Source organism: Polaromonas sp. (assembly GCF_030689685.1).
GTDB lineage: Bacteria > Pseudomonadota > Gammaproteobacteria > Burkholderiales > Burkholderiaceae_C > Polaromonas.
This window is the reverse complement of record NZ_JAUYEY010000074.1, coordinates 1-24,411: the sequence shown is the minus strand read 5'-3', so window position 1 is coordinate 24,411 and position 24,411 is coordinate 1. Positions and strand designations below refer to the sequence as shown.

22 protein-coding genes are annotated in these 24,411 nt (G+C 58.7%); 17 read left to right on the top strand and 5 right to left on the bottom strand.

Annotated elements, in window-relative coordinates; translation table 11 throughout:
* Positions 1-4: 4 nt before the first annotated feature.
* The gene (locus Q8O29_RS16545) at positions 5-721 is read left to right on the top strand and encodes a hypothetical protein (protein ID WP_305564760.1); all 717 of its coding nucleotides are present in this window, start codon (positions 5-7) and stop codon (positions 719-721) included.
* 146 nt (positions 722-867) lie between these two features.
* Here Q8O29_RS16545 and argC read toward each other — a convergent pair whose 3' ends face one another.
* Positions 868-1,791, bottom strand: coding sequence for an N-acetyl-gamma-glutamyl-phosphate reductase (gene argC, locus Q8O29_RS16540; RefSeq protein WP_305564758.1), 924 nt, complete (start codon positions 1,789-1,791; stop codon positions 868-870).
* A 198-nt stretch (positions 1,792-1,989) separates the two neighbouring features.
* Between argC and sucC the strand changes: the two genes are divergently transcribed.
* The 12 genes from sucC to Q8O29_RS16480 all read left to right on the top strand — a co-directional run bounded on the left by sucC (position 1,990) and on the right by Q8O29_RS16480 (position 17,034).
* Complete coding sequence (gene sucC / locus Q8O29_RS16535) at positions 1,990-3,150, top strand: ADP-forming succinate--CoA ligase subunit beta (protein WP_305564756.1); 1,161 nt, start codon at positions 1,990-1,992, stop codon at positions 3,148-3,150.
* A 16-nt stretch (positions 3,151-3,166) separates the two neighbouring features.
* Positions 3,167-4,060 carry a succinate--CoA ligase subunit alpha gene (gene sucD / locus Q8O29_RS16530; protein WP_305564755.1) on the top strand — a complete coding sequence of 298 codons (894 nt, stop codon included), beginning with the start codon at positions 3,167-3,169 and terminating at the stop codon, positions 4,058-4,060.
* A gap of 85 nt (positions 4,061-4,145) precedes the next feature.
* On the top strand, positions 4,146-4,847 hold the full coding sequence (locus Q8O29_RS16525; RefSeq protein ID WP_305564753.1) for a TerC family protein: 702 nt from the start codon (positions 4,146-4,148) through the stop codon (positions 4,845-4,847).
* Positions 4,848-5,042: 195 nt separating this feature from the next.
* Positions 5,043-6,785 (top strand): CHASE2 domain-containing serine/threonine-protein kinase, encoded by a 1,743-nt coding sequence (locus Q8O29_RS16520; protein WP_305564751.1) that lies wholly within the window; start codon positions 5,043-5,045, stop codon positions 6,783-6,785.
* A gap of 10 nt (positions 6,786-6,795) precedes the next feature.
* A complete protein-coding gene (locus Q8O29_RS16515; protein ID WP_305564749.1) occupies positions 6,796-7,581 on the top strand; it encodes a Stp1/IreP family PP2C-type Ser/Thr phosphatase in 786 nt (261 codons plus the stop codon).
* 38 nt (positions 7,582-7,619) lie between these two features.
* The gene (locus Q8O29_RS16510) at positions 7,620-8,273 is read left to right on the top strand and encodes an FHA domain-containing protein (RefSeq protein WP_305564747.1); all 654 of its coding nucleotides are present in this window, start codon (positions 7,620-7,622) and stop codon (positions 8,271-8,273) included.
* 63 nt (positions 8,274-8,336) lie between these two features.
* On the top strand, positions 8,337-10,586 hold the full coding sequence (locus tag Q8O29_RS16505; RefSeq protein WP_305564745.1) for a CHASE2 domain-containing protein: 2,250 nt from the start codon (positions 8,337-8,339) through the stop codon (positions 10,584-10,586).
* 34 nt (positions 10,587-10,620) lie between these two features.
* The gene (locus Q8O29_RS16500) at positions 10,621-11,412 is read left to right on the top strand and encodes a 3',5'-cyclic-nucleotide phosphodiesterase (RefSeq protein ID WP_305564744.1); all 792 of its coding nucleotides are present in this window, start codon (positions 10,621-10,623) and stop codon (positions 11,410-11,412) included.
* Positions 11,409-13,814, top strand: coding sequence for a GspE/PulE family protein (locus Q8O29_RS16495; protein WP_305564742.1), 2,406 nt, complete (start codon positions 11,409-11,411; stop codon positions 13,812-13,814). The genes Q8O29_RS16500 and Q8O29_RS16495 overlap by 4 nt, the downstream gene beginning before the upstream one ends.
* Positions 13,815-13,961: 147 nt before the next feature.
* Positions 13,962-14,525 carry a pilin gene (locus tag Q8O29_RS16490; protein ID WP_305564740.1) on the top strand — a complete coding sequence of 188 codons (564 nt, stop codon included), beginning with the start codon at positions 13,962-13,964 and terminating at the stop codon, positions 14,523-14,525.
* A gap of 133 nt (positions 14,526-14,658) precedes the next feature.
* Positions 14,659-15,411 carry a TfpX/TfpZ family type IV pilin accessory protein gene (gene tfpZ, locus Q8O29_RS16485; protein WP_305564738.1) on the top strand — a complete coding sequence of 251 codons (753 nt, stop codon included), beginning with the start codon at positions 14,659-14,661 and terminating at the stop codon, positions 15,409-15,411.
* Between the two features lie 309 nt (positions 15,412-15,720).
* Positions 15,721-17,034 (top strand): Wzy polymerase domain-containing protein, encoded by a 1,314-nt coding sequence (locus tag Q8O29_RS16480; protein WP_305564736.1) that lies wholly within the window; start codon positions 15,721-15,723, stop codon positions 17,032-17,034.
* Between the two features lie 14 nt (positions 17,035-17,048).
* Here the strand turns inward: Q8O29_RS16480 and moaC are convergent, their stop codons facing one another.
* Positions 17,049-17,537, bottom strand: a complete 489-nt coding sequence (gene moaC, locus Q8O29_RS16475; RefSeq protein ID WP_305564734.1) for a cyclic pyranopterin monophosphate synthase MoaC — start codon at positions 17,535-17,537, stop codon at positions 17,049-17,051.
* Positions 17,538-17,782: 245 nt separating this feature from the next.
* Here moaC and Q8O29_RS16470 point away from each other — a divergent pair, with 245 nt between their 5' ends.
* The gene (locus tag Q8O29_RS16470; protein WP_305564732.1) at positions 17,783-19,306 is read left to right on the top strand and encodes a M48 family metalloprotease; all 1,524 of its coding nucleotides are present in this window, start codon (positions 17,783-17,785) and stop codon (positions 19,304-19,306) included.
* Here Q8O29_RS16470 and Q8O29_RS16465 read toward each other — a convergent pair.
* Together Q8O29_RS16465 and Q8O29_RS16460 are read right to left on the bottom strand one after the other, a co-directional pair.
* A complete protein-coding gene (locus tag Q8O29_RS16465) occupies positions 19,259-19,609 on the bottom strand; it encodes a phage holin family protein (protein WP_305564730.1) in 351 nt (116 codons plus the stop codon). The two genes, Q8O29_RS16470 and Q8O29_RS16465, sit on opposite strands and share 48 nt — an antisense overlap.
* 67 nt (positions 19,610-19,676) lie before the next feature.
* A complete protein-coding gene (locus Q8O29_RS16460) occupies positions 19,677-20,126 on the bottom strand; it encodes a hypothetical protein (protein WP_305564728.1) in 450 nt (149 codons plus the stop codon).
* 576 nt (positions 20,127-20,702) lie between these two features.
* Here Q8O29_RS16460 and Q8O29_RS16455 point away from each other — a divergent pair.
* On the top strand, positions 20,703-21,194 hold the full coding sequence (locus Q8O29_RS16455) for a DUF3717 domain-containing protein (protein ID WP_305564726.1): 492 nt from the start codon (positions 20,703-20,705) through the stop codon (positions 21,192-21,194).
* Between the two features lie 94 nt (positions 21,195-21,288).
* Positions 21,289-21,594: a DUF2007 domain-containing protein gene (locus tag Q8O29_RS16450; protein ID WP_305564724.1), complete on the top strand. Its 306-nt coding sequence runs from the start codon at positions 21,289-21,291 to the stop codon at positions 21,592-21,594.
* A gap of 130 nt (positions 21,595-21,724) precedes the next feature.
* On the opposite strand, the gene purB is transcribed toward Q8O29_RS16450, so the two are convergent.
* A complete protein-coding gene (gene purB / locus Q8O29_RS16445; protein ID WP_305564723.1) occupies positions 21,725-23,113 on the bottom strand; it encodes an adenylosuccinate lyase in 1,389 nt (462 codons plus the stop codon).
* 143 nt (positions 23,114-23,256) lie between these two features.
* Here purB and Q8O29_RS16440 point away from each other — a divergent pair, with 143 nt between their 5' ends.
* Positions 23,257-23,883, top strand: a complete 627-nt coding sequence (locus Q8O29_RS16440) for a glutathione S-transferase family protein (RefSeq protein ID WP_305564721.1) — start codon at positions 23,257-23,259, stop codon at positions 23,881-23,883.
* Positions 23,884-24,411 lie beyond the last annotated feature (528 nt).

Below are 24,411 nucleotides of genomic sequence, written 5' to 3'. Positions count from 1 at the left end.
CACCATGTTCCACAACATCGGATCACCGCCCTCGACAAAGCTTGACGCTCCCTATCCCGCATGGAGTCAAAAGAATATTCAAATAGTGGAGTCAGCTATTGCTTCAGCATGGAAATGTATCGTCGATGAGGCCCATCTTAAGGACGCCCGCGCCCTATATCTCTTAAGTCATGGGACCGAAGTCGAAGTTTCGGTGAAGCTGATGGATATTCTCCAGTCACTTTTGAATACGAGATCTAACAGCGGATTTAATGGCCGCCGGTTTTGCCCTCCAATCCGTGGACAGGAGCTTGAGAACGTGACGGGCGATAAATTGGAAAAGCGCCCTGACATTTCTGTCCGCTTAATATCTTCCGTACCCTATAGCCAGTACAACTCACTTTTTTTTGAATGCAAAAGAATTTCTCCTAAAAGACGAGTCGCTGACTACATCAATGAGGGGTTAATAAAATTTTGCGATCAACGATATGCGTGGGGAATGCCTCATGCTGGAATGCTGGCCTACGTGCAGAACCTTGATCCGGTGCCGCAGGCAAAAATTGAGCTAGAAAAGCATTGGGTAAAAAAACCAACCGCACATACGGTGCCGGTTTGTGCGACGGTTGTTGATAACAGCGGCTCAGTTTCAGTCACGATAACTACACACAAAAGGCACCTACCGTTGCCCAACGGTAGCGTCTCGGGAGATATTACCGTGCGCCATCTTTGGCTGTCAGCTTAATGGCGGCCCAAGTATGACGGCTGAAGCGATTCGCCGTGTCTTGTCTCAGGTGCATGAAGATTGAGGGCTGTAATCTGGAAAACCGGATCAAATCGACCGTTGGCCCAATAAGCATGCGCGCGAGCAGCTCCTGATTCGATAGCGAATTACAGCCCCAGCATCAGCTCAAGGTTTTGCACCGCAGCGCCCGAAGCGCCTTTGCCCAGGTTGTCCAGCCGGGCAATCAACACCGCGTGACGGAATTCCTCGTTGCCGAACACCCGCAGTTCCATTTTGTTGGTGTCGTTGAGGGCTTGGGCATCCAGCGTACCGCTGTCGCCAGCGGCCTCCACGGTGACCCATTGGCTGCCGGCGTAATGGTTCATCAGCGCCCCCAGCAGCTCGGTAGCGCGGGGCTTGCCTGGCAGCAGGTCCAGGTGCAGGGGCAGCTGCACCAGCATGCCTTGCTTAAAGTTGCCGACCGAGGGCGTGAACACCGGGCGGCGTGTCAAGCCCGTGTATTTCATGATCTCCGGCAGGTGCTTGTGCTTCAGGTTCAGCCCGTAGATCTCGTACAGGGGCGCGGTTCCGGCCTCGTAGGCCTCAATCATGCTTCGTCCACCGCCGGAGTAACCACTCACCGCAGGGATGACCAACGGGAAATCGACGGGCAGTAGTCCGGCGTCGATCAAGGGGCGAATCAGCGCAATCGCACCAGTGGCATAACAGCCGGGGTTGGACACCCGATCAGCTTTGGCCACCGCCTCGCTTTGCCCGGCCGCCAGTTCGGGAAAACCAAATACCCAGTCTGGCGCAGTGCGGTGGGCGGTCGACGCATCAATGATCTTGGGGCCCTTTTTGCCGCTGGTGCGGGCCAGCTCGTCGATCATGGCGACTGACGCGCGCGCCGCGTCGTCGTGCAGGCACAACACCACCAGATCGACCGTACCCATCAGTGCGCGTTTGGCCACCGCGTCCTTGCGCAGCTCGGGCGCGATGCTGATCAGCTCGATGGCAGGCATCGCCTGCAGGCGATCACGGATCTGCAGACCCGTGGTTCCCGCCTCACCGTCGATAAAAACCTTGGCCATGTGACATCTTCCCCTTGAGCTGCTTCCAAATGCGCTGTGAGTCACGCACAAGAATTGTGCATCGCAACATGATACAGTTCTGCGCTGCTGCGTGCAGTGACCGAAGGCGTTACATCTTGGTGAATTTGCCGGGATGTTGCAGACAAACATCAGCTCAAGCGCCAGTGCCCATTTTTACCGACTCCTGGAAGTAATTTCATGAAAATTCACGAATACCAAGGCAAGGAAATCTTGCGCAACTTTGGTGTCCCGACGCCGCGCGGCATTCCTGCCTTCACCGTGCAGGAAGCTGTGGAAGCGGCCCAGAAACTCGGCGGCCCGGTCTGGGTGGTCAAGGCCCAGATCCACGCAGGTGGCCGCGGCAAGGGTGGCGGCGTCAAGCTGGCGCGCAGCATTGAGGAAGTCAAAAAAGTCGCCGGCGAAATCCTCGGCATGCAGCTGATCACGCACCAAACCGATGCGGCCGGGCAAAAAGTCCGCCGCCTGCTGATTGAAGACGGCGCCGACATCCGACAAGAATATTACGTGTCGGCGGTGACCGACCGTGCCACGCAAAAGGTCGCCTTCATGGCGTCTTCCGAGGGCGGCATGGACATCGAGGAAGTGGCGCACGCCACGCCCGAAAAAATTATCAAGGTGTTTGTCGACCCGGCCCTCGGACTGACCGACGCGCAAGCGAAAGAACTGGCCGACGGCATGACCGTGCCCCCAGGCTCCACCGCCCAGGCCGTGGACGTGTTGCAAAAGCTCTACAAGTGCTACATGGAAACCGACTGCAGCCTGGCCGAGATCAACCCCTTGATCCTCGAAGGCAACGGCAATATCAAGGCGCTGGACGCGAAGTTCAACTTCGACCCGAACGCGCTGTTCCGCCACCCCGAAATCGTGGCTTTCCGCGACCTGGACGAGGAAGACCCGGCCGAGGTCGAAGCCAGCAAGTTTGACCTGGCCTACATCAGCCTGAATGGCAACATCGGCTGCCTGGTCAATGGCGCAGGTCTGGCCATGGCGACCATGGACACCATCAAGCTGTTCGGTGGCGAGCCGGCCAACTTCCTGGACGTCGGCGGCGGCGCTACGGCAGAAAAAGTCACAGAAGCCTTCAAGATCATGCTGAAGAACCCCGATGTCAAGGGCATCCTGGTCAACATCTTTGGCGGCATCATGAAGTGCGACACCATTGCCGACGGCGTCATCACCGCCTGCAAGGCCGTGAACTTGTCGGTACCGCTGGTCGTGCGCATGAAGGGCACCAACGAAGACCTGGGCAAGAAGATGCTGGCCGACTCGGGCCTGCCAATCATCGCTGCAGACACCATGGCCGAAGCCGCGACCAAAATCGTCGCCGCAGTCAAATAAGCCCGGAGCCAAGAACATGTCCATCTACATCAACAAAAACACCAAAGTCATCACGCAGGGCATTACCGGCAAGACCGGTCAGTTTCACACCCGCATGTGCCGCGACTACGCCAACGGCAAGGAATGTTTTGTCGCCGGCGTGAATCCGAAAAAAGCCGGCGAAGACTTCGAAGGCATCCCGATTTTTGCCACTGTGATCGAAGCTGCCAAAGCCACGGGCGCGACGGTCTCGGTGATCTACGTGCCGCCTGCAGGCGCTGCCGCAGCCATCTGGGAAGCGGTTGAAGCCAACCTCGATCTGGCCATCTGCATCACCGAAGGCATCCCGGTCCGCGACATGCTGGAGGTGCGCAACCGCATGAAGGCCAAGGAAGCCGCCGGCGGCAAGAAAACCCTGCTGCTGGGCCCCAACTGCCCCGGCCTGATCACCCCTGAAGAAATCAAAATCGGCATCATGCCCGGCCATATTCACCGCAAGGGCCGCATCGGCGTGGTCAGCCGCTCCGGCACGCTGACCTATGAAGCCGTGGCCCAGCTGACCGAAATCGGCCTGGGCCAGTCCACCGCCGTGGGCATTGGGGGCGACCCGATCAACGGTCTCAAGCACATCGATGTGATGCGCGCCTTCAATGACGATCCAGACACCGACGCCGTCATCATGATTGGCGAAATCGGCGGCCCGGACGAGGCCGAAGCGGCCATATGGTGCAAAGCCAATATGAAAAAGCCCATCGTTGGCTTCATCGCCGGGGTCACGGCCCCCGCCGGCAAACGCATGGGCCATGCGGGCGCGCTGATCTCCGGCGGCGCCGACACGGCGGACGCCAAATTGGCCATCATGGAGGAATGCGGCTTCACGGTGACCCGCAACCCCTCCGAAATGGCGAAGTTGCTAAAAGCCTTGCTGTAAATTCCGGAAAATTGAGTCCGGTCAACTGTTGGGCCGATTGTCTTCGCTGACAATCGGCCTTTTCGATTCCCTTTGAGAGGTTTCCATGGAAGAATTCATGACAGCCAGTTTCTGGCTTGCAGTTGGCCAGATCATCATGATCGACATCCTGCTGGGTGGCGACAACGCGGTGGTGATCGCCCTGGCTTGCCGGAACCTGCCTTCCAAGCAACGTACGCAGGGCATTATTTACGGGACCATGGGCGCGATTGTGTTGCGCGTGTTGCTGATTGCCTTTGCACTGGCGCTGCTTGCCGTTCCTTACCTCAAGATTGTCGGCGCTCTGCTGCTGCTGTGGATTGGCGTCAAGCTGCTGCAACCCGAAGCCGAGGACGCGCATAACATCAGCTCCAGCGACAAGCTTTGGGGCGCGGTCAAAACCGTGATCATTGCCGACCTGGTGATGAGTGTGGACAACGTGCTGGCGATTGCGGGTGCTGCCCAAGGCGCCCATCAAGACCATCAACTGCCATTGGTAATTTTTGGCTTGCTGGTCAGCATTCCCATCATTGTCTGGGGCAGCCAGTTGGTTCTCAAGCTGATGGGGCGTTTTCCGATCATCATCACGTTGGGCGCCATGCTGCTGGGCTGGATTGCCGGTCAGATGGCGTACACCGACCCCGCCATCAAGGCTTATTTGCCTGCTTCGGCGGGCTGGAGCTACCTGGCGGCTGCGGTAGGTGCTTTGTTCGTCCTTGCGGCAGGCAAGATCTTGCAGGCTCGCCACAAGCCGGCCGCCCCGGCCTGAGCCCCGGTGCTGGTGGACCAATTTGCAACACAAGCTTTGGGCCATGTGCAAAAGTCCCTTGTCCGTGTTCAAGGCGTCTGTTAACGTCCACAAATAGAAATTTGTAACCGCGCTGTAACGCGACTCGGTGGCTGGTGGCGCGACCAAATCGGTGAGACTGGATATGAACAGCGAAACCAGGACAAAGGGCGGGACGTGGCCACATCATCAAGTAAACGCAGGCAATTCTGGCGGGCAGACTGGTTTGTTGGCGTCCTGGTGGTGCTGGCTGTATTGGTTCTGCACAGCGCCACCGACTTCTTTGGCGCGCTGGAGCGTCGCTATTACGACTTTGCCAGCACCAGCACTTCGCGCCAGCCATCGGATCGCATCGCGATCATTGCCATCGACGACCAGAGCATCGCCAACATCGGTCGTTGGCCTTGGTCGCGCGATGTACATGCCCAACTGATTGACCAGTTGACCGCAGCCAAAGTCAAAACGATTGCGCACACCGCCTTCTTTTTCGAGCCGCAAACCGACCGTGGACTGGTGTTCATCCGGAAGATCAAGGAAGCACTGGGCCCGGCGGTCGACCCGGTGCTGTCTCAGGGCGGGCTCAACGAACAACTTGGCAAGGTGATTGCGGATGCCGAGGTGGCGCTGGATACCGACGCCAAGCTCGCCACCAGCATGACCAAAGCCGGCAATGTGTTGGTTCCCTCCGTGTTTGTGCTGGGTGAGCCCCAGGGCAAGCCCGACCATCCGCTGCCCGCGTACGCGCTCAAAAGTGCCGTGGAAGAGACAGGGGGTTTCTCGCTGCCCGCCGTTCGCGGACAACAGCCGATCGAGATCATCGGCAACAGCGCGGCGGGCGTTGCGCATTTGAACCAGCTGCCTAATGTGGATGGTGCGGTGCGGCAAGAGCCTTTGCTGATCAACTATTACGGCAAGGCGGTGCCCTCGATGGGTTTGCTGGCAGCCGTCAAAAGCCTGAACCTTGACGCGCCAGATATCAAACTGAACGGGGTGGAGTCAGTGCAAATCGGCAAATTGCGCATCGGCACCGACGAGGCCGCATTGATGCTGCCGCAGTTTTACAAAGGCCGGGACGGCAAACCGGCTTTTACGGTCGACTCTTTTTACGACGTGCTGTCAGGCAAAATTCCAGCCAGCAAGTACACCGACAAGATTGTGGTCATCGGCGCCACGGCCGCCGGGGTGGGAACACAGTTCCCCACGCCAGCCGGTCCGGGACTGTCGCCTGCGGAGACCATTGCCCACATCACCTCCAGCATCCTGAGTGAGCATTTCATCGCGCTGGCTTATGCCCACAAGCAAAACGTGGTGCACCGTGACATCAAGCCTGCCAATATCATGTATGACCCCGAGAGCGACACCGTCAAGGTGACTGATTTCGGCATTGCCCGCATCACTGACTCCAGCAAAACCAAAACCGGTATGGTGCTTGGAACGCCGAGCTTCATGTCGCCCGAGCAGATCGCCGGCAAAAAGGTCGATGGCCGCTCAGATATGTATTCACTGGGCGTGATGCTTTTTCAGATGCTTGCTGGTGTGCTGCCTTTTCGCGGTGACTCGATGGCGGAGTTGATGTACAAAATCGCCAATGAACCGGCACCGGACATCCGTATCATCCGACAGGAGTTGTCGGGGCGCCTGGCGGATATCGTGGCCTTGTCGCTCAGCAAAAAGTCCGAGGCCCGGTATCAGGAGGGTGAGCAGTTTGCCGCTGATTTGCGCGTTGTGATCGCGGAGCTATCTGGCGCCGTCACTTCGCCGCCTTTTGCGACGGCGTTGCAGGCTGCGGGAGCGTCAGACGCGGGTGAAAAAACCGCCGTTTTAGCAGCCGAAGAGCGACCTTTATTTGAAAAAACAGTTGTCACTCAGACACCTTTCGACGCCGCGGCAGGCCATGCCGAAAAAGATTTGAAGCCATAACAAAAAAACAATGATTTACGAGATTTGTACCCAGACTGACCCGGGTTTAACTCGGGACAACAACGAAGATGCGGTAACTTTTGATGCCGCTACCAACCTGTGCATTCTGGCCGACGGCATGGGTGGCTACAACGCAGGAGAAATAGCCAGCGGTATGGCCACCGCTTTCATCAAGTCGGAGTTGGGACGATGGTTGTCCCAGGCGGGCAAAAACGCCAACGCCAAGGAGGTGCGGCGCGCCATGGAAATTTGCGTTGAAAATGCCAACCATTCCATTTTCAACGCGGCCAACTCCAACCCCCAATATTCCGGCATGGGCACCACACTGGTTGTCGGTGTGTTCCAGGGCATGCGCCTGATGCTGGGCCATATCGGTGACTCGCGCTGTTACCGTTTGCGGGGGACTCAATTTCAGCAGATATCCAAGGACCACTCGCTGCTGCAGGAACAGATTGATGCGGGGTTGATCACACCGGAACAAGCGCTCACTTCGGTGAACAAAAACCTGGTCACGCGGGCTTTGGGGGTCGAGGATGCGGTGTTGCTGGAAGTCAACGAACACCGCGTGGAGTTGGGTGATATCTACCTGATGTGCTCCGATGGCCTGTCCGACATGATCAACGACGAAGCGATTGCGGCTATTCTATTGGGATCGAAGTCGCTCGATCAGATCGCCAAGCAACTTGTTATTGCGGCCAATAACGGGGGGGGGCGGGATAATATTTCAGTATTGCTGGCACAAGCCAAGGAAGCCTCGGTTAAACGCGGACTACTATCAAGAATGTTGGGGAAATAGCCATTGAGAGCCAAATTAAAAAATGACAGGAGTCGGCCATGCCGAAAATGATCGTCTCAATTGACGGTGTCGTCATCAAGGAGGTGCAACTGACCAAGGACCGTACGTCCCTGGGTCGGCGGCCTTACAACGACATCGTCATCGACAACTTGGCCGTCAGTGGCGAGCATGCGGTTCTACAAATGTCGGGCAATGAAGTATTCGTCGAAGATTTGAACAGCACCAATGGCACCTATCTCAACGGCAAAGCCCTTAAAAAGCAGCAATTGAGCAATGGTGACACCGTCGAGATCGGCAAGTACAAGATCAAATATGTGAACGAAGCCGCAAGCGCCAGCTTCGAGAAAACGATGATCATCAAGGCGGGTTCGGCGGGCTTGACCGCCCCGGCAGCAAGCGTGGTTGCACCCTCTCCTGTGGAAGGTGGCACTGGCAATGCGGCCATCAAGGTGATGTCTGGCGCTGCGGCTGGCCGGGAGGTTGCGCTGGTCAAGGTAGTCACCACCATTGGCAAACCTGGTGTGGCGGTTGCTGCTATTACCAGAAGGCCGCATGGTTTTGTTGTCGCGCATGTGGAAGGCGACAACCGGCCTACTCTTAATGGTACGTCCATTGGCGCGGAGCCTGTCCCGCTTAAAAATGGCGATCTCCTGGAGCTAGCGGGCACACAAATGCAGTTTGTACAGCATTGATCCAAACGGTTGTTTGGCGTTGACCGGAAAACCGACTTCAAGCGCCGCACTCTGAGAGGCCCTATGCGACTTCTTTTCCGGCACTGGCGTCGCATTGCCGTCACACTGATCCCGCTGATTTTTGCATTGCTGCATGCAGGTGGCGCGCTCCGGCTGGACGTTCTGCAGCGGCTCGACGACATTCTTTACGATGCCCGGCTTCGCGCCACCATGCCCAGGACGGTTGACGAGCGCATCGTCATTGTGGACATTGACGAAAAAAGCCTGGCAGAGGTAGGTCGCTGGCCCTGGGGACGCAACAAATTGGCTGAACTGGTGGAAGAATTGCTGGACCGCCAGCAAGCGGCCATGCTGGGTTTTGACGTGGTTTTTGCGGAGGCCGATGAGAGTTCCGGCTTGAAGCGGCTCAGGCAGCTAGCGCAAAACGAAATGAAGGATCAGCCGGCATTTGCCGACAAGCTTGGCCAGATACAAGACAGTCTGGACTACGACGCTGTCTTTGCAAAATCAATCACCAAGCGTCCGGTTGTTCTGGGTTATTACTTCACAAGTGACCGGGATGGGCGGGTCACCGGTATATTGCCTCCCCCGGTAATGGATCACCAGGCGATGAACGGCCGGCTTGTCAAGGTCACCAGTTGGAATGGCTACGGCGCCAATATCGACGCGGTTGCCAAAGCGGCGCCGATGGCGGGCTTTTTCAACGCCATCACCGAGGGGGACGGCGTTGTTCGCTCCGTCCCTTTGCTGGCCGAATACAAAGGCCAATATTACGAATCGCTGTCGTTGGCGATGTTTCGCGTGCTGGTTGGTTTGCCAAGCGTCGAGCCCGGGTTTTCGCAGGAAAGATTTTCGACCCGCCATTACCAGGGCCTGGAGAGCATTCTGCTCAAGCAGGGCAACAAGACACTGGCTATTCCTGTCGACGACCGGGTGGCCACCTTGGTGCCCTTTAGGGGGCCAGGTGGTGCCAGCGGCGGTTCTTTCGGTTATATCTCGGCTTCCGATGTGTTGGCTAAAAAGGTAGCGGCGGGCCAGTTGAAGGAAAAAATTGTTTTGATTGGCACCACCGCGCCGGGTTTGCTCGACTTGAGGGTGACGCCTGTCGGGGAAACCTATCCGGGCGTGGAAACCCATGCCAACGTGATTTCAGGCTTCCTCGATGGCAAGGTGTTCGTCAAGCCGGATTACGCGCTGGGGTATGACGTACTCGTTCTGATTTTGTCCGGGCTGACGCTTGCATTTGCGCTGCCCATGCTGTCTGCCCCCAAGGCCGTCGCAACCAGCGTGGGCATGGTCGCCCTGCTGGTCGGCCTCAATTTCTGGCTGTACTCGGCATATGGACTGGTGTTGCCATTGGCCACCGCGTTGGTGATGGCGCTGACCGCCTTTGCGTTGAACATGAGTTATGGCTACTTTGTCGAAAGCCGATCCAAACGCGAATTGGCCAATTTATTTGGCACCTACGTGCCGCCTGAACTCGTCGACGAAATGGTCAAAGACCCCGACAGCTACAGCATGAAAGCGTCAGCCAAGGAGCTGACGGTGATGTTTTGTGACATGCGCGGTTTCACCAAAATGTCAGAGACCATGGAACCTACGCAGCTCCAGGCATTGCTCAACAGCGTTTTCAGCAGGCTGACTGACTTGATCCGCAATAACCGCGGCACCATCGACAAATACATGGGGGACTGCGTGATGGCGTTCTGGGGCGCGCCCGTGGACACGCCGGAGCATGCCGGTCTGGCGGTCAAAACCTCCATCGAAATGGCACATGCGATTCGCCAGCTCAACGAAGAACACCGTGCCCAAGGATTACCGGAAATCGGCATAGGCATCGGGCTGAACACCGGGAGCATGTGTGTCGGCGACATGGGCTCCCACATACGTCGCAGTTACACGGTGATTGGTGATTCTGTCAATCTGGGTTCTCGCCTGGAGGGGCTGTCCAAAACCTATGGTGTCGATACTGTGGTCAGTGATTCGACCCGCAAGCTCGCTACAGATTTTGCATGGCAAGAGCTGGACAGGGTGCGGGTCAAGGGCAAAGACCAGTCGGCGGCCATTTTTTCCCCTCTGGCGCCTTTGGGCCTGCTAGATGCGCGAACAGGTGCCGAGTTGAAGGAGTGGGCCTTGGCTCTCAAGGCCTACCGCGATCAGGCCTGGGACGCTTGCGATGTGCATTTGCTCAACTTACAGCGCATGAGTGCGCCAAAGTACCTTTACCGGCTGTACGCGGAGCGTGTAACCTCCATGAGGTTGTTGCCATTTGATCCCGGATGGGACGGCGCAACCAACTTCGATACCAAATAAGCGCAGCCTGTCGGCGCATCAAGCGTAAAAAGCCATGAAAGTACGTGTACTGGGTTGCTCGGGGGCTATCGCCAAAGACTGCCGAACCACGTCTTTCCTGATCGATCATGACGTGCTGGTCGATGCCGGGACGGGGGTTGGTGATCTCACGCTGGATGAGATGTCCGCCATTGATCACGTTTTGCTCACACATTCCCACCTCGATCACGTCGCAGCCCTGCCGCTGATGGTCGATGCGATTGCTGCGCAGCGGACAAGCCCGATACAGGTTCATGCGCTGCAGGGCACGATAGATGCGTTAAGGATGCATATTTTCAACAACACCATCTGGCCTGATTTCTCGAAAATACCGACGCCTGAGGCACCCTTTATCAGCTTTCACCCGCTGACGATTGGACAGACACTGTTGCTCGCCGGAAAATTTGTGGAAGTACTGCCAGCGGTTCATACGGTTCCGGCGGTCGGCTATTCGGTGGCTGCTGGTGCAGGCTGCTGGGTATTTACCGGCGACACTGAACGCAACCCCGCGCTTTGGCAACGTATCAACCAGCTCGACGTCGCCATGCTGGTGATTGAAACTGCCTTCAGCAACCGGGAGCGCGACTTGGCCAGGCGCAGCCTGCATTTGTCGCCCCATGCGCTTGCCAGCGAACTCGACTGCATCGACAAAGGCAAAAATTATCCGATTTACATCACCCATACCAAGCCGGCAGAAACCGATTTGATCATGGCCGAAATCCAGCGCTTTGACCAGACGGCGCCGTTTGGTCCCCACGTCACCCACGACATACGCTGGTTGCGCGCGGGTCAGGAGTTCGAACTATGAACGCCGTCGTACAACGAGACCACGAAGACGAATTTTTCGACTCGCAGATGCTTCCCCCGCAAGAGCGGGGGGTGACTTTTGAGGCGCTGTATTTTCGCCAGTTGCAGCTAGTGACCAACCGCATTCACGAGACCGAAAACATCGACCAGATCATGCTGGACGCCAGCCAGGACATCTGCAAGCTCTTCAACGCAGACCGGTTGACCCTGTACGCCGTCAACGAAGACCGCACGTCGATTGTTTCCAAGGTCAAGACGGGCCTCAATACCAGCCGTGACCTCAAGCTGCCCATCAGCGCACAAAGCATTGCGGGTTACGTGGCGCTGTCCAAGGCCATAGTCAATATTGCCGATGTCTATGACGATGAGGCGCTCAAGAAGATTCACCCCGCCTTAAGTTTTTTGCAGGAGGTTGACAAACGCTCCGGCTATCGGACGAAGCAAATGCTGGTCGCGCCAGTGATGGACGGCAATACGCTGTATGGCGTTTTGCAGGTCATCAACAACCGCAGCGACCAGCCCTTTGCCAGACTGGAAGAGGACGGCGCACAGCAGTTGTGCAAGACACTGGGCATCGCCATACGTCAGCGTATGCAGAAGGTCGAGGAAGGCCAGCGACGCAGGGCGACGAAATACGATGGGCTGGTGGCCGATGGCGTGTTGTCGCAGAATGAATTGTTGCAGTGTGTGCAAAAAGCGCGCGAAGAAGTGCAGTCGGTGGAGCATCTGTTGATGGCGGACTACCGGATCCGGCCGGTACAAATAGGCGCCTCATTGGCTAAATTCTTTGGCGTGCCTTATGAAGCGTTCAACGCCGGGCGGATTCGTTCGGAGACGCTGCATGGCTTGCTCAAGCGGCATTTTGTCGAGCAGCAAAGCTGGATGCCCCTGGAAGAAACCCCCGAGGACCTGGTCATCATGTGTGTTGATCCCGAGGCCGTGCGCGGCGCACGGGTGGTTCCTCAGGTGTTTCCGAAAATCAGCAAATTCGCTTATTGCGTGACGACGCAAATTGAATTTGACGAAACGCTGAGCCAGCTTTTTGGCGCAGGAAACGAAGGGGGTTCCATCGATCAGCTACTTGCTGACATGGACTCGCCACTGGACAATGATGCCTCGGATGACTCGGCCCTTGAGTCGGCGGCGGCTGACAACGAACTGGTCAAGTTCGTCAACAAGGTCATCGTTGACGCCTATAAACAAAAAGTGTCTGACATTCACATCGAGCCCATGCCCGGCAAGGCCAAGACGGGAATTCGTTTTCGCATTGATGGGACCCTGCAGCCCTACATCGAAGTGCCGGCGCAGTTTCGCCAGGCCATGGTGACACGCCTCAAAATCATGTGTGATTTGGACATCTCCGAAAAGCGCAAACCGCAAGACGGCAAGATCAAGTTCAAGAAATACGGGCCACTCGATATTGAGTTGCGCGTAGCCACCGTCCCCTCGGCCGGCGGCGTGGAAGACGTGGTCATGCGTATTCTGGCGGCGGGTGAGCCCATTCCCCTGGAAAAACTCGGGCTGACCGCGCACAACAAAGAGCGCCTCGAGAAAACTGTGTCCAAACCCTATGGCCTGTTCTACGTCTGCGGCCCGACTGGCTCCGGCAAAACGACGACGCTGCATTCGATCCTGAAATTCTTGAACACGCCGGACACCAAAATCTGGACCGCCGAAGACCCGGTTGAAATCACGCAAAAGGGCTTGCGCCAGGTCCAGATCAACAAAAAAGCCGGCATCGACTTTGCACTCGTCATGCGCGCTTTCCTGCGTGCCGACCCGGACATCATCATGGTCGGCGAGTCACGCGACAAGGAAACCGTTTCGATGGGTGTGGAGGCGTCCTTGACCGGGCACATGGTGTTTTCAACCCTGCACACCAACTCGGCTCCGGAGTCCATCACCCGGCTGCTGGACATGGGCATGGACCCTTTCAATTTTGCCGATGCGCTGCTGGGTATTCTGGCCCAACGGCTGGCTAAAAAATTGTGTGATTGCAAGCAGGCCTACCAGCCGGATTCGCAGGAGTTGAAGGACTTCATCAAGGAATACGCTGAAGAACTGCGCAACACCGAGGCCTGGAAGGACGACTCCGGCGGCGCGGCGCAAGAACTGCTGGACGACTGGATGGAGCGTTATGGCCAGGACGGCAGGCTCACCCTTTACCGCGCCGCAGGCTGCGACAAATGCAACAAGACCGGCTACAAAGGGCGCATTGGCCTGCACGAGTTGATGATTGCCGACGATGCGGCGAAAAAGCTGATTCAGGAACGGGCGCGGGTCGCCGAGCTTTTTTCAGCGGCTGTCAACAGCGGAATGCGTACCCTCAAGATGGACGGCATGGAGAAGGTGTTGATGGGGCTGACGGATATGAAGATGGTTCGGTCGGTGTGCATCAAGTGACAAAATTGTCGTCGTATTTTCTCGAGTTGACCAAAAACGCCTTTTTTTCGGCAAGCAGCAGCCTAGAAATGAGAAATTTCCCCGGTAAATTGCTTGGCACAAAATCTGCACTAAGTTCGAGCTAGTTTTTCAACCAAGGAGTTTTTTATGAAGCGTTCCATGCAAAAGGGTTTTACCCTGATCGAGTTGATGATCGTTGTCGCGATCATTGGTATTTTGGCTGCGGTGGCTCTGCCTGCTTATCAGGACTACACCATCCGGGCGAAAGTCACGGAAGGTATCGTGTTGGGTAGTTCGATGAAAGTTGTTGTTGCCGACAATGCGTCCAACGCTACCGCTGATGCTGCGGGCGGCTTGTTTGCTGGTATGACAACGGGTACGGGCGCAGTGCCAACGACTTGCGCTGCCGCTGGCACTTGTGCGATGCAGGTTCCGGTGGACGCAGCAACCGGCGTGACAAAAAACGTACTCTCCATCACTGGCACAACGGCCACCGGGCTGATTGCGGTTGCGTATCAGGCGGCACTGGTGCCCGCAGCCACCAATCTGCTTCAGCTTTGGCCTTCCGCGAACGGAGCGGTGCTGGCCTCCGGTACACCACCTACTGGCGCACTCGTGTGGACTTGCTACACCGCAGGTAAAACTGCGGTCAACGGCGCCACCAACGGTGCCACCATGCTGGGCAAATTCGCGCCCGCTGAGTGCCGCTAAATCATTTGTAATCAGGGTTTACGCCCTCCAAAAAGGCCGCTGCTGCGGCCTTTTTGCTTTTCGGAACCTTTGGTTGTCTGTACACATGCATGGCAAACTCAAGCCCTGTTTCTTTTCTTGTGGGGGTGACTGAATGAGTCTTCGCGTTCGCGCTTCAGGACTGCACTTTCTCATCAGCGCCGGCATTGCGCTGCTGGCCAGCCTGCTGGTTTTTCTGGTTTGGTATCCATCGCCGTACGCCACGTTTGCCGGAGGCCTGGCTTTGTTCGCCATGCTGGTGGGCATTGACCTTGTGTTGGGCCCGGTTTTAACGGCATTGGTGGCCAATCCCGCCAAACCCCGCGCTGAGCTGCGGCGTGATATCGCCTTGATTGTCCTGGTGCAACTGCTGGCTTTTGGCTATGGCATGTACACCATCGCGATCGCGCGTCCGGCGCATCTGGTGTTTGAAGTAGACCGGCTCCAGGTGGTGACCGCCGCCGATATAGAGCCTTCGCAGTTGGGCCAGGCGCTTCCGGAGTATCGCCAACTGCCATGGACCGGTCCGACCTTGCTTGCCGCTCGAAAACCCGCGAATCAGCAAGAGATGTTGCGCGGCCTCGATTTGGGCATGCAAGGGCTTGATATCGCCATGCAGCCCGAGCGCTGGGTGAGTTACGCCTCCTATGCTGAGGTGGTTTTCAACAAGGCACGCCCTGTGAAATTGTTGCTTGAAAAATTTCCTGAGCAGGCTGATCCCGTCCGGGCTGCGGCCGCGCGTCACGGCGTGGCGCCAGAAAACATGCGCTTCCTGCCCATGATGTCGCGCCATGCAAGCGGCGTCGCCCTGCTTGCGTCCCCCGATGCACGCATCGTTGGGTATTTGCCGGTAGACGGCTTTTTCTAGTTGCGCCGCTGGCTTTGGAGGTTTGCCCGTGAACCGTCCCATTTGGCCTAGGGCTCCGCTTGACGACCGTCCCCGATCTCCGCACCTCGACCCGCTAAAGCTATTTTGATGTTGCGCGTTGCCGTGTTCAGTTTGCTGGTCCTGCCTTGGGTAAATCCGTTTGCGCCGGGGCCCATGCCCGCTGTAATGCCGTGGCTGTTTTCCTGGGGCTGTCTTGCCGCAGGGGCAGGGGTGTGGAGTGTTTGCCATGAGCGCCCAGGTGCCCGATGCTGGGCACCGGTCATTGCAGGGGCCTGGCTGCTTGCAGGGGTGCTCAGTAGCGTGATCGGTTTGTGCCAGTACTTTGGCGTGGCGGCTTACTTCTCACCCTGGATGAGCTTGCCCAGCATGGGGGAGGCGTTTGCCAACCTGCGCCAGCGCAATCAATTTGCGAGCCTGACCAATCTGTCTCTGGTGGCACTGGTGTGGCTCGTCGCGACTGGCCGCGTTGCGCCGCATCGAAAGTGGCTGGTGCTGCTTGGGGCGGCTTTGCTTGCGGCGGGAAATGCCGCCTCGTCGTCGCGGACCGGTTTGCTGCAGCTTATCTTGCTGTGCGGGTTGTGTGGGGTGTGGGGTGCATGGCGCCAGCCACCTGCACGCCGGGTGTTGCTGATGGCGGTGTTGATTTATGCGCTTGCGCTGCTGGCCTTGCCGTGGCTGGCCGGGTTCGAGTTGCAGGGACAAGGTGCGCTGGCCCGCCTGCGGGACGGCGATGCGGGTTGTGCCAGCCGCCTCACACTTTGGTCCAACGTGCTGCACCTGATTGCCCAAAAGCCGTGGTGGGGTTGGGGCTGGGGTGAACTTGATTACGCACACTACATAACGCTGTACCCCGGCGAGCGCTTTTGCGACATTCTGGACAACGCGCACAACCTGCCTTTGCATTTGGCGGTGGAGTTGGGCATTCCTGTGGCGGTGCTGTTTTGCGGCATCGCTGGCCGGCTGGTTTTGCGGGGCTGGCCCTGGCGTGAAACCGATCCGACGCGGCAAATGGCCTGGGGCATACTCGCGCTGATTGTGCTGCACAGCCTGCTTGAATACCCCTTGTGGTACGGACCGTTTCAAATGGCCTTTGGCCTGTGTGTGTACCTGCTGTGGACAACGCGGGAGCGACAGGACCCCACATCACCCCCGCCAGCAGGCGTCGATGCAAGGCCGGTGCGTGCCAATTATTTTCTGGCAGCGACAGCGGCGCTGATGATGGCGGTTGCGGCCTACGCCGCCTGGGACTACCACCGGGTGAGCCAAATTTATCGGGTACCGGCCGAGCGCGATGCCGCTTATCGCGAAGATACCCTGGAGAAAATTCGTGACACGTACTTGTTCCGGAACCAGTTCGACTTCGCGGCACTGAGTCTGACACCGCTGACCCCGGCGAATGCGCTTCAGATCTACACGTTAAGCAGTGAGTTGCTGCACTACTCGTCCGAGCCCAGGGTGATCGAGAAGGTGATTGAAAGTGCCGTGATGCTGCGGCGCGACGATGAAGCCTTGCTGCACCTGGCCCGCTACCGTGCGGCCTTCCCAAAAAACCATGCGCAATGGCGCCAGGCCCTGAACCTGCCGAACGGCCCGGCCCATTGAGGGGGGGCGCGGCCTCATGCTGCGGCCACAAAACTCCCTGATTTACCGCCGTATTTTTCCAGCAGTTTGACATCGGTGATGACCATGGCACGGTCCACTGCCTTGCACATGTCGTAAATGGTCAGCAATGCAATCTGAACTGCGGTCAATGCTTCCATCTCCACACCGGTGGGGCCGACGGTTTCAACGGTGGCCATGCAGCCAATGCTGGCGTTTGAGGTATCAGAGGTGAACTCAAGCGCCACGCGGGTCAAGGCCAGCGGATGGCACAGCGGAATCAACTCGCTGGTTTTTTTGGCGGCCATGATGCCGGCAATGCGAGCGATCCCGAGTACGTCGCCCTTTTTTGCCGTGCCTTCGAGGATGATGGCCAGGGTGGCGGCCGTCATAAAAATACGGCCTTGCGCGACCGCGACCCGGTGTGTGGCGGGTTTGGCGGCGACATCCACCATGTGCGCCTGGCCTTGCCCATCGAAATGTGTGAGTGTTGAAGTCGTGGTCATACTGTTACGAAACCTTTACAAGCATCCTTCATCATAAGAGCATGTTCAACATGTCCCAAGTCACCGCGGTGGCCCAACGACTGCATGGGCAGCAGCCCCGTCTTGGCGTCTGCCAGCCCGGGGGCGGCCCTTGCTCGATCTCAACACTACCAAGGTGATTGCCTTTGTTCCCATTGACTCCTTCTGAATTTATCAAGAGGAAAAGGCCTCTAGCCCATAGCAGATATGCGCTGACGGCTATATTTTTGATAGCATTTGCCGGTTTCTCGCAAGCCCAGGCACCGGGTCGCTCCGGCGGCTCTTTGCCGGTGCTGGGCGATACATCGGAGTTGCCGGCCAGCGCGGAGAGGCGCCTGGGCGACCGGATCGCCGGCAGTATTTACCGCGACCCGGATTACCTTGACGATCCGGTGCTCGGCGACTACCTGCAAAGCATCTGGCAGCCCTTGATGACGGCGGCACGCGCGCGTGGCGACCTTGGGGTCGATCTGGAAGAGCGCTTCGCCTGGGAGGTCATGCTGATACGCAACCGCACCATCAATGCCTTCGCCTTGCCGGGCGGCTACCTGGGTGTGCATCTCGGCTTGATTGCTGTCGTGGAAAGCCGGGACGAGCTGGCCTCCGTGCTGGCGCACGAGTTGAGCCATGTGACGCAGCGGCATATTTCACGCCTGATGAGCAAGCAGAGCCAGCAAATGCCGTGGATGCTGGCCGCCATGATCCTGGGCATGCTGGCCGCCAGCAAAAACCCCGATGCTGCGAATGCCGCCATCGCGGGGGGCCAGGCGATCGCGGTGCAGAACCAGCTCAACTTTTCGCGTGACATGGAGCGTGAGGCCGACCGGGTGGGTTTTGGCGTGATGGCCGATGCCGGCTTTGAAAAACAGGGTTTTGCGACCATGTTCGACAAGCTGCAGCAAGCCTCGCGGCTCAACGACAACGGCTCCTATCCCTATCTGCGCAGCCACCCCTTGACCACGGAGCGCATCGGCGAAGCCAAAGGCCGGCTGCAACTGGAGGGGCCTGCACCCTCCCCTGTTTCCGGGGAAGCCGGCCGCGCGCGCGTGGTTCATGCAATGATGGCCGGGCGCGCGCGGGTGCTGGGGGATGCCAGCGCGGACGCCTTGCGCCTGTTGCTGGCCGAGGCGCAACGCGTGCCCGCATCTGCGGCCGAGGGCTTGAAGCCGCGTGATGTGGGCGCGCTGTACGCGGGCGCCCTGGCGGCCACCCGCCTGCGCGAGCACAGCCAGGCACGCAGCCTGGCTGACAAGCTGAAAACAGCGGCGGCCGCAAGTCCATCGATGGCCCCTGCGCTTGAACTGTTGTCGCTGGAAATTGATATTGCAGCGGGACGTGCGGCGCAGGCCCCCAAACTTGCCAATGGTAAGAGCCGTGCGGCGGTCTTGCTGCAGTCGCAGGCCGATCTGGCGGCGGGGCGCCCGCAGGATGTGCCGGACCGCCTGCAGAGCTGGGTCAGCACCCATCCCAAAGATGCGATGGCCTGGCAGCTACTGGCGACGGCCCAGGGCCAGCAAGGCCAGACGCTCAGAGCGATTCGGGCTGATGCTGAAAGCCGCGTGGCGCAACTTGACTACGGCGCAGCGCGGGACCGCTTCAAGGCGGCGCAGGACCTGATGCGCAGCGGGCGCGACACCGGTTCCGGCGCCAGCGCGCACATTGACGGCTCAATCATCGATACCCGCGCCCGCGAGATCGACCAGCTACTTCGGGAGCAAGCGCTCCAGGAGAAACTCGATCGCAAGCTGTAGCACGGAATAAATCAGTGAGCCAACCAACGCAGCCACAAAACCGGTGACGTGCAGTCCGCTCAGCAGGCTGGCCGCTGCCCAGAACATCAAGGCATTGATGACAAACAAAAACAGCCCCAGCGTGACCAGCGTGACCGGCAGGGTCAGCAGCACCAGGATCGGACGCACGACGGTGTTGAGCGCGCCCAGCACGGCCGCCGCAAGCAGCGCAGCGGGGAAGCTGGTGACCGTGACGCCGGAATACAGATAGGCCACCGCCAACAGGGCGGCAGCGCTGAGAAGCCATTTGATGATGAGTTTCATGGACGCAAGAATAGCACCCGCGCCGTCCGCTTGCCGGTAAGGCAAAGGTGCCCCAAACCCACTCAGCTCAGTCCGCTGCCAGCAACATGCCGGAGCTTGCCATCATGGCGACGTAACTCCACAGGCCCTGTACCTCCGGCGGGTGCTGGCGCGTGACCGGCTGATGTTCGTTGCCGACTTTGGGGCGGCGAGCGTCCAGCACGCGCCCCGTACCGTATTGGGCCATCAGTGCATCCGTCAAATCACACAGGGGGCCGCTGGCGATCTGGGTGATCACCGAGTCGCCAGGGCCTTGCAGCCTGGGAACAACCTGAGAAAAGACTTTTTCGGCCCACTTGCTGCGCCAGCTCTGGCGTGCGCTGTGGGTGACCCATTTGCTCACGAGGTGAGTGACCCGAGGGGCGCAGCCGACCACGATCCAGCGGATGGGGGTGCGCCCCTGGCCCGCCGGTAGCATGGGCGGCAACATCGTCAGTGCGTAAGCGGCCTCGTCGATGTACACAATCATGTTGTCCATAAGTTTCCTGGTTATGCGTGTTGTAGTGGTGCGGACTCTCCCACGGCCGAGTCAGGTGCGCCGTAGACCACATTCAGCAGCGGTTCGCTGACCACCAGGGCGTTGAGAATAATTCCATTCCACACTTTCACGTCAGCTTGCGGCGTGGAAATCCGGCGGGCGGACTTCCGGTTTCGTTAAAACCAGACAAGGTCGGTGAGGGGCGGAAGGGTTGCCGCGACGCCTCGATCAAACCTGTTCAGGTTTCAATCGAAGGTCTGGCTCGACATGCTTTGCACTGCATGCCCAGCAAGCCGGAAGTGTGAACTTCGTAATGACGACTTGCTGAACGTCTGGCGGCGGGGCGGTCCCGATGGCGCCGGACGAGGGAGTTACTCCCCTTCGGAAGCCCCTATTTGACAACAAGTTGCAAATTTTTGCAAAAGTCGGCGCGGTGCGCTTGAAAAAGCCCGGTACTCGGGAGGGACGCAGGCTTGGCCTATCATTCGTGACCCTGTCGGCAACAAGCAGATGCCGTCTGGAGGGGCGACCCCGTTTTTAGCCTCCATTTTTCTTTTTCTGATTGCATCGCCCCGCATGTTTGGCATCCACATCACCGACATTGAAGCCGCCATTAACTACTGGCGCGAGAAAAAACCATCGCCCGACGGCGTGACGCTGGCGCCCGAGTTGCGGGCGCTGGCGGAGGTCTATGCACTGATGGTTTTCTACCACGAGGACGAGGCCAACGAGGCGGGTTTTCCGCCCAAGGCCATGGCGGCCTGGCGCGCCTGGTACGACACCACCGCCGACACGCCCTGTATCGCCATCTGCTCGACCAGCCAGGGCGACGACCTGTGCAAGGGCTGCGGCCGCACGTTTGAAGAGGTGCAGCACTGGCCCGAGATGAGCCCGGTAGAAAAACGCGCCACCTGGCGGCGCATCACCCAGGAAGACACGGCCTGGCGTTTTGGCCGTTACGCCGACCGTGCGCTGGAAAACAAGGATGTGCCGCCGCCAGTGCCCCGCCCTCACCCCAACCCTCTCCCAGAGGGCGAGGGAGAAAGAGGGCGCGCCGGTGCGGGCTGAGTAGTTACAAAAATTTAAGCCTTTTTGGCCTGCAGCCCTTATGGAATGGGCGCAAGCAGCTATCAATTCAGGAGTACAGGAGTAAACTGGGCAGATGCTCCGACTTGCCCGCGCCCCGAATATTGCCATCGCGGCGCTGTGGGCCGATGCCTTGCAGCAGGCCGGGTTCTCGGCCAGCGTGCAGCGTTATTTCCTCGGCAGCGTCGCTGGCGAGTTGCCGCCCGACCAGTGCCAGCCCGAAATCTGGCTGGCCCATGACCATGAAAAACCACGCGCCCAGCTGCTGCTGCAGAGTCTGCAGAACCCGCCGCAGCGGCATTGGCTGTGCGCGTGTGGCGAAATGGTCGAAGGCGGTTTCGAGGAGTGCTGGAACTGCGGCGCCGGGATGCCCGCCGCCTGAGATCGTTGGATACAGCGCGGTGCTCTTAAACCCAGCCGGGGCCGCGGGTCCGGCTCCGCCGGCCCGCAGGCGCAGCGGCCCCCTCGGGGGGGCAGGACGCTACACGAAGTGAGCAACCGTGGGGGCTTGCTTAAACCCGTTTGGCGAGTTCGGCGGCTTTGCCAACATAACTGGCCGGTGTCATCGCCAGCAGGCGGTCTTTTTCGGCCTGCGGAATCTCCAGGGAGCGGATCAGCCCGTGCAAGGCTTCGGCCGTCACGGTTTTTCCGCGCGTGACTTCCTTGAGTTTTTCGTAGGCGCCCTGCACGCCATAACGCCGCATGACGGTCTGGATCGGCTCGGCCAGCACTTCCCAGGATCTGCCCAAGTCCTCGTCCAGCGCCTCGCTGTTGAGCTCAAGCTTGCCCAGGCCCACGTTCAGCGAGCTGTAGGCCAGGACCGCATAACCGAAGGCCACGCCCATGTTGCGCAGCACGGTGCTGTCGGTCAGGTCGCGCTGCCAGCGGCTGATCGGCAGTTTTTCGCTGAGGTGGCGCAGCAGCGCGTTGGCCAGGCCCAGGTTGCCCTCGGCGTTTTCAAAATCAATCGGGTTGACCTTGTGCGGCATGGTGCTCGAACCAATTTCACCGGTTTTAAGGCGCTGCTTGAAGTAGCCAACGCTGACATAACCCCAGACGTCGCGCGCGAAGTCGATCAGGATGGTGTTGGTGCGCGCCACTGCGTCAAACAGCTCGGCCATGTAGTCATGCGGCTCGATCTGGATGCTGTAGGGTTGGAAAGTCAGGTCCAGGCCCAGCGGCTCGGGCGACTCAATCACGCGGCGGCTCAGCGCCTCCCAGTCGAAGTCGGGCCAGGCCGACAAGTGGGCGTTGTAGTTGCCGACGGCGCCGTTCATCTTGGCCATCAGCCGTACCCCGGCAACACGCTCGCGTGCCACGGCCAGGCGGGCGACTACGTTGGCGATTTCCTTGCCCACGGTGGTCGGGCTGGCGGTCTGGCCGTGGGTGCGGCTGAGCATGGGCTGGTCGGCATAACGGTGCGCCATCTCGCGCAGTTGATCGATCACCTTGTCCAGTGCCGGAAGCAGCACCTGTTCGCGGCTGCTTTTGAGCTGCAGCGCATGGCTGGTGTTGTTGATGTCCTCGCTGGTGCAGGCGAAATGCACAAACTCGGCGGCAGCCATGAGTTCTGGCCGGGCGTCAAACTTCGACTTGATCCAGTATTCCACCGCCTTGACATCGTGGTTGGTGGTTTTTTCAATGTCCTTGATGGCCGCGGCATCATTTTCAGAGAAGTGTTTGCTCAGCCCCAGCAGGTAGGTGCGCGCGCCCGGGCTCAGCGGCTTGAATTCTGCAAAACCGGCGTCCGACAGCGCAATCAGCCAGACCACCTCCACCTGCACCCGGCGGTGCATATACCCGAGCTCCGACATCAGGGGCCGCAAGGCGGCAAGCCGGTTGGCGTAACGGCCATCCAGAGGGGACAGGGCGGTGATGGCAGAGCTGGTGGACGGGTGCATGGGCGACATTGTAGGCGGGCCATTGTGGCGACCCGCAACCACTTTGGCCAGCGTTTGCCTGGCCTTTTCGGGGCGTGCCGCTGGCAGTGCCGCCTTACTCGATAGAATGTATTTGACTTGGGCTCACGATAAAAGAAACAGCTATGAAACTCATTGGATCCAACGGCAGCCCGTATGTGCGCAAGGTGCGCGTCGTCATGGCAGAAAAAAAGCTCGATTACCAGTTCGTCATTGAAGACGTCTGGGCCGCCGGCACCGCCATGGCTGAATCCAATCCGCTCGGCAAGGTGCCCTGTCTGGTCATGGAAGGCTCCAATGGTTCGGAAGAGGCCGTGTTCGACTCGCGCGTCATTGTGGAGTACCTCGACACCCTGTCGCCGGTCGGCAAGCTGATTCCGGTGCAAGGCCGCGAGCGCGCCGAGGTCAAGACCTGGGAGGCACTGGCCGACGGCTTGATGGATGCCGCCATTCTGGCGCGGCTTGAAGCCACCTGGGCTGGCCGCAGCGACAAACACCGCAGCCAGGCCTGGGTCGACCGCCAGATGAAAAAGATTGACGACACGGTGCAGGCCATGAGCACTGGTTTGGGCGACAAGCCGTTTTGCAGCGGCATTCACCTGAGCCTGTCGGACATTGCCGTTGGTTGCGCGCTCGGTTACCTTGACTTCCGGTTTGCCCAGATCGACTGGCGCACGCCGCACCCCAACCTCGCCCGCCTGTATGACAAGTTGATGCAGCGACCGAGTTTCATCGATACCGTGCCGTCCTGAAAACCTGCTGGGCTTGCTGGGGCGCCGATAGCGAAAGTTGGACTGCTGCGGTCGATTTGCAGCGGACGGTCCACAAGCCCGTCAGGCTCCCTGTGGCTGTCGCTGGCGACGGATGAAGTTAGGTACTTTTGAAGAGTCCAGAAGACGCCCTACCTACCCTTAAAGATCATCTTAAGGGATGCATCCCATAGGTCGATATCTCCTTTGAGAGAGCTATGATGCCCTTCTTTGACCACCGCTTGAATGTTTTGATTGGCAGAGAGTATTTGTGCAAAGTTTTGGGCATGACTCTCCTCGTAGTACCGATCTCTGTTTGCATAAAAAACAGCGGCTGGAGAGTTGACTGTTTTTGCAAGCTCCGCCAACTTCGGGTAGTTGTATGAAGAATTGTAACTACTCAGCCCCCATGATTCGATAGGCGACAATCCGCATCAATGCAAACCCCATCAAGCCTGAGTCAGTTAAGCCATGCCGCAAAAGATGCACTGATTCTGATGCAGCAGGAGCAGATTACGGCGCTGCAAGAGG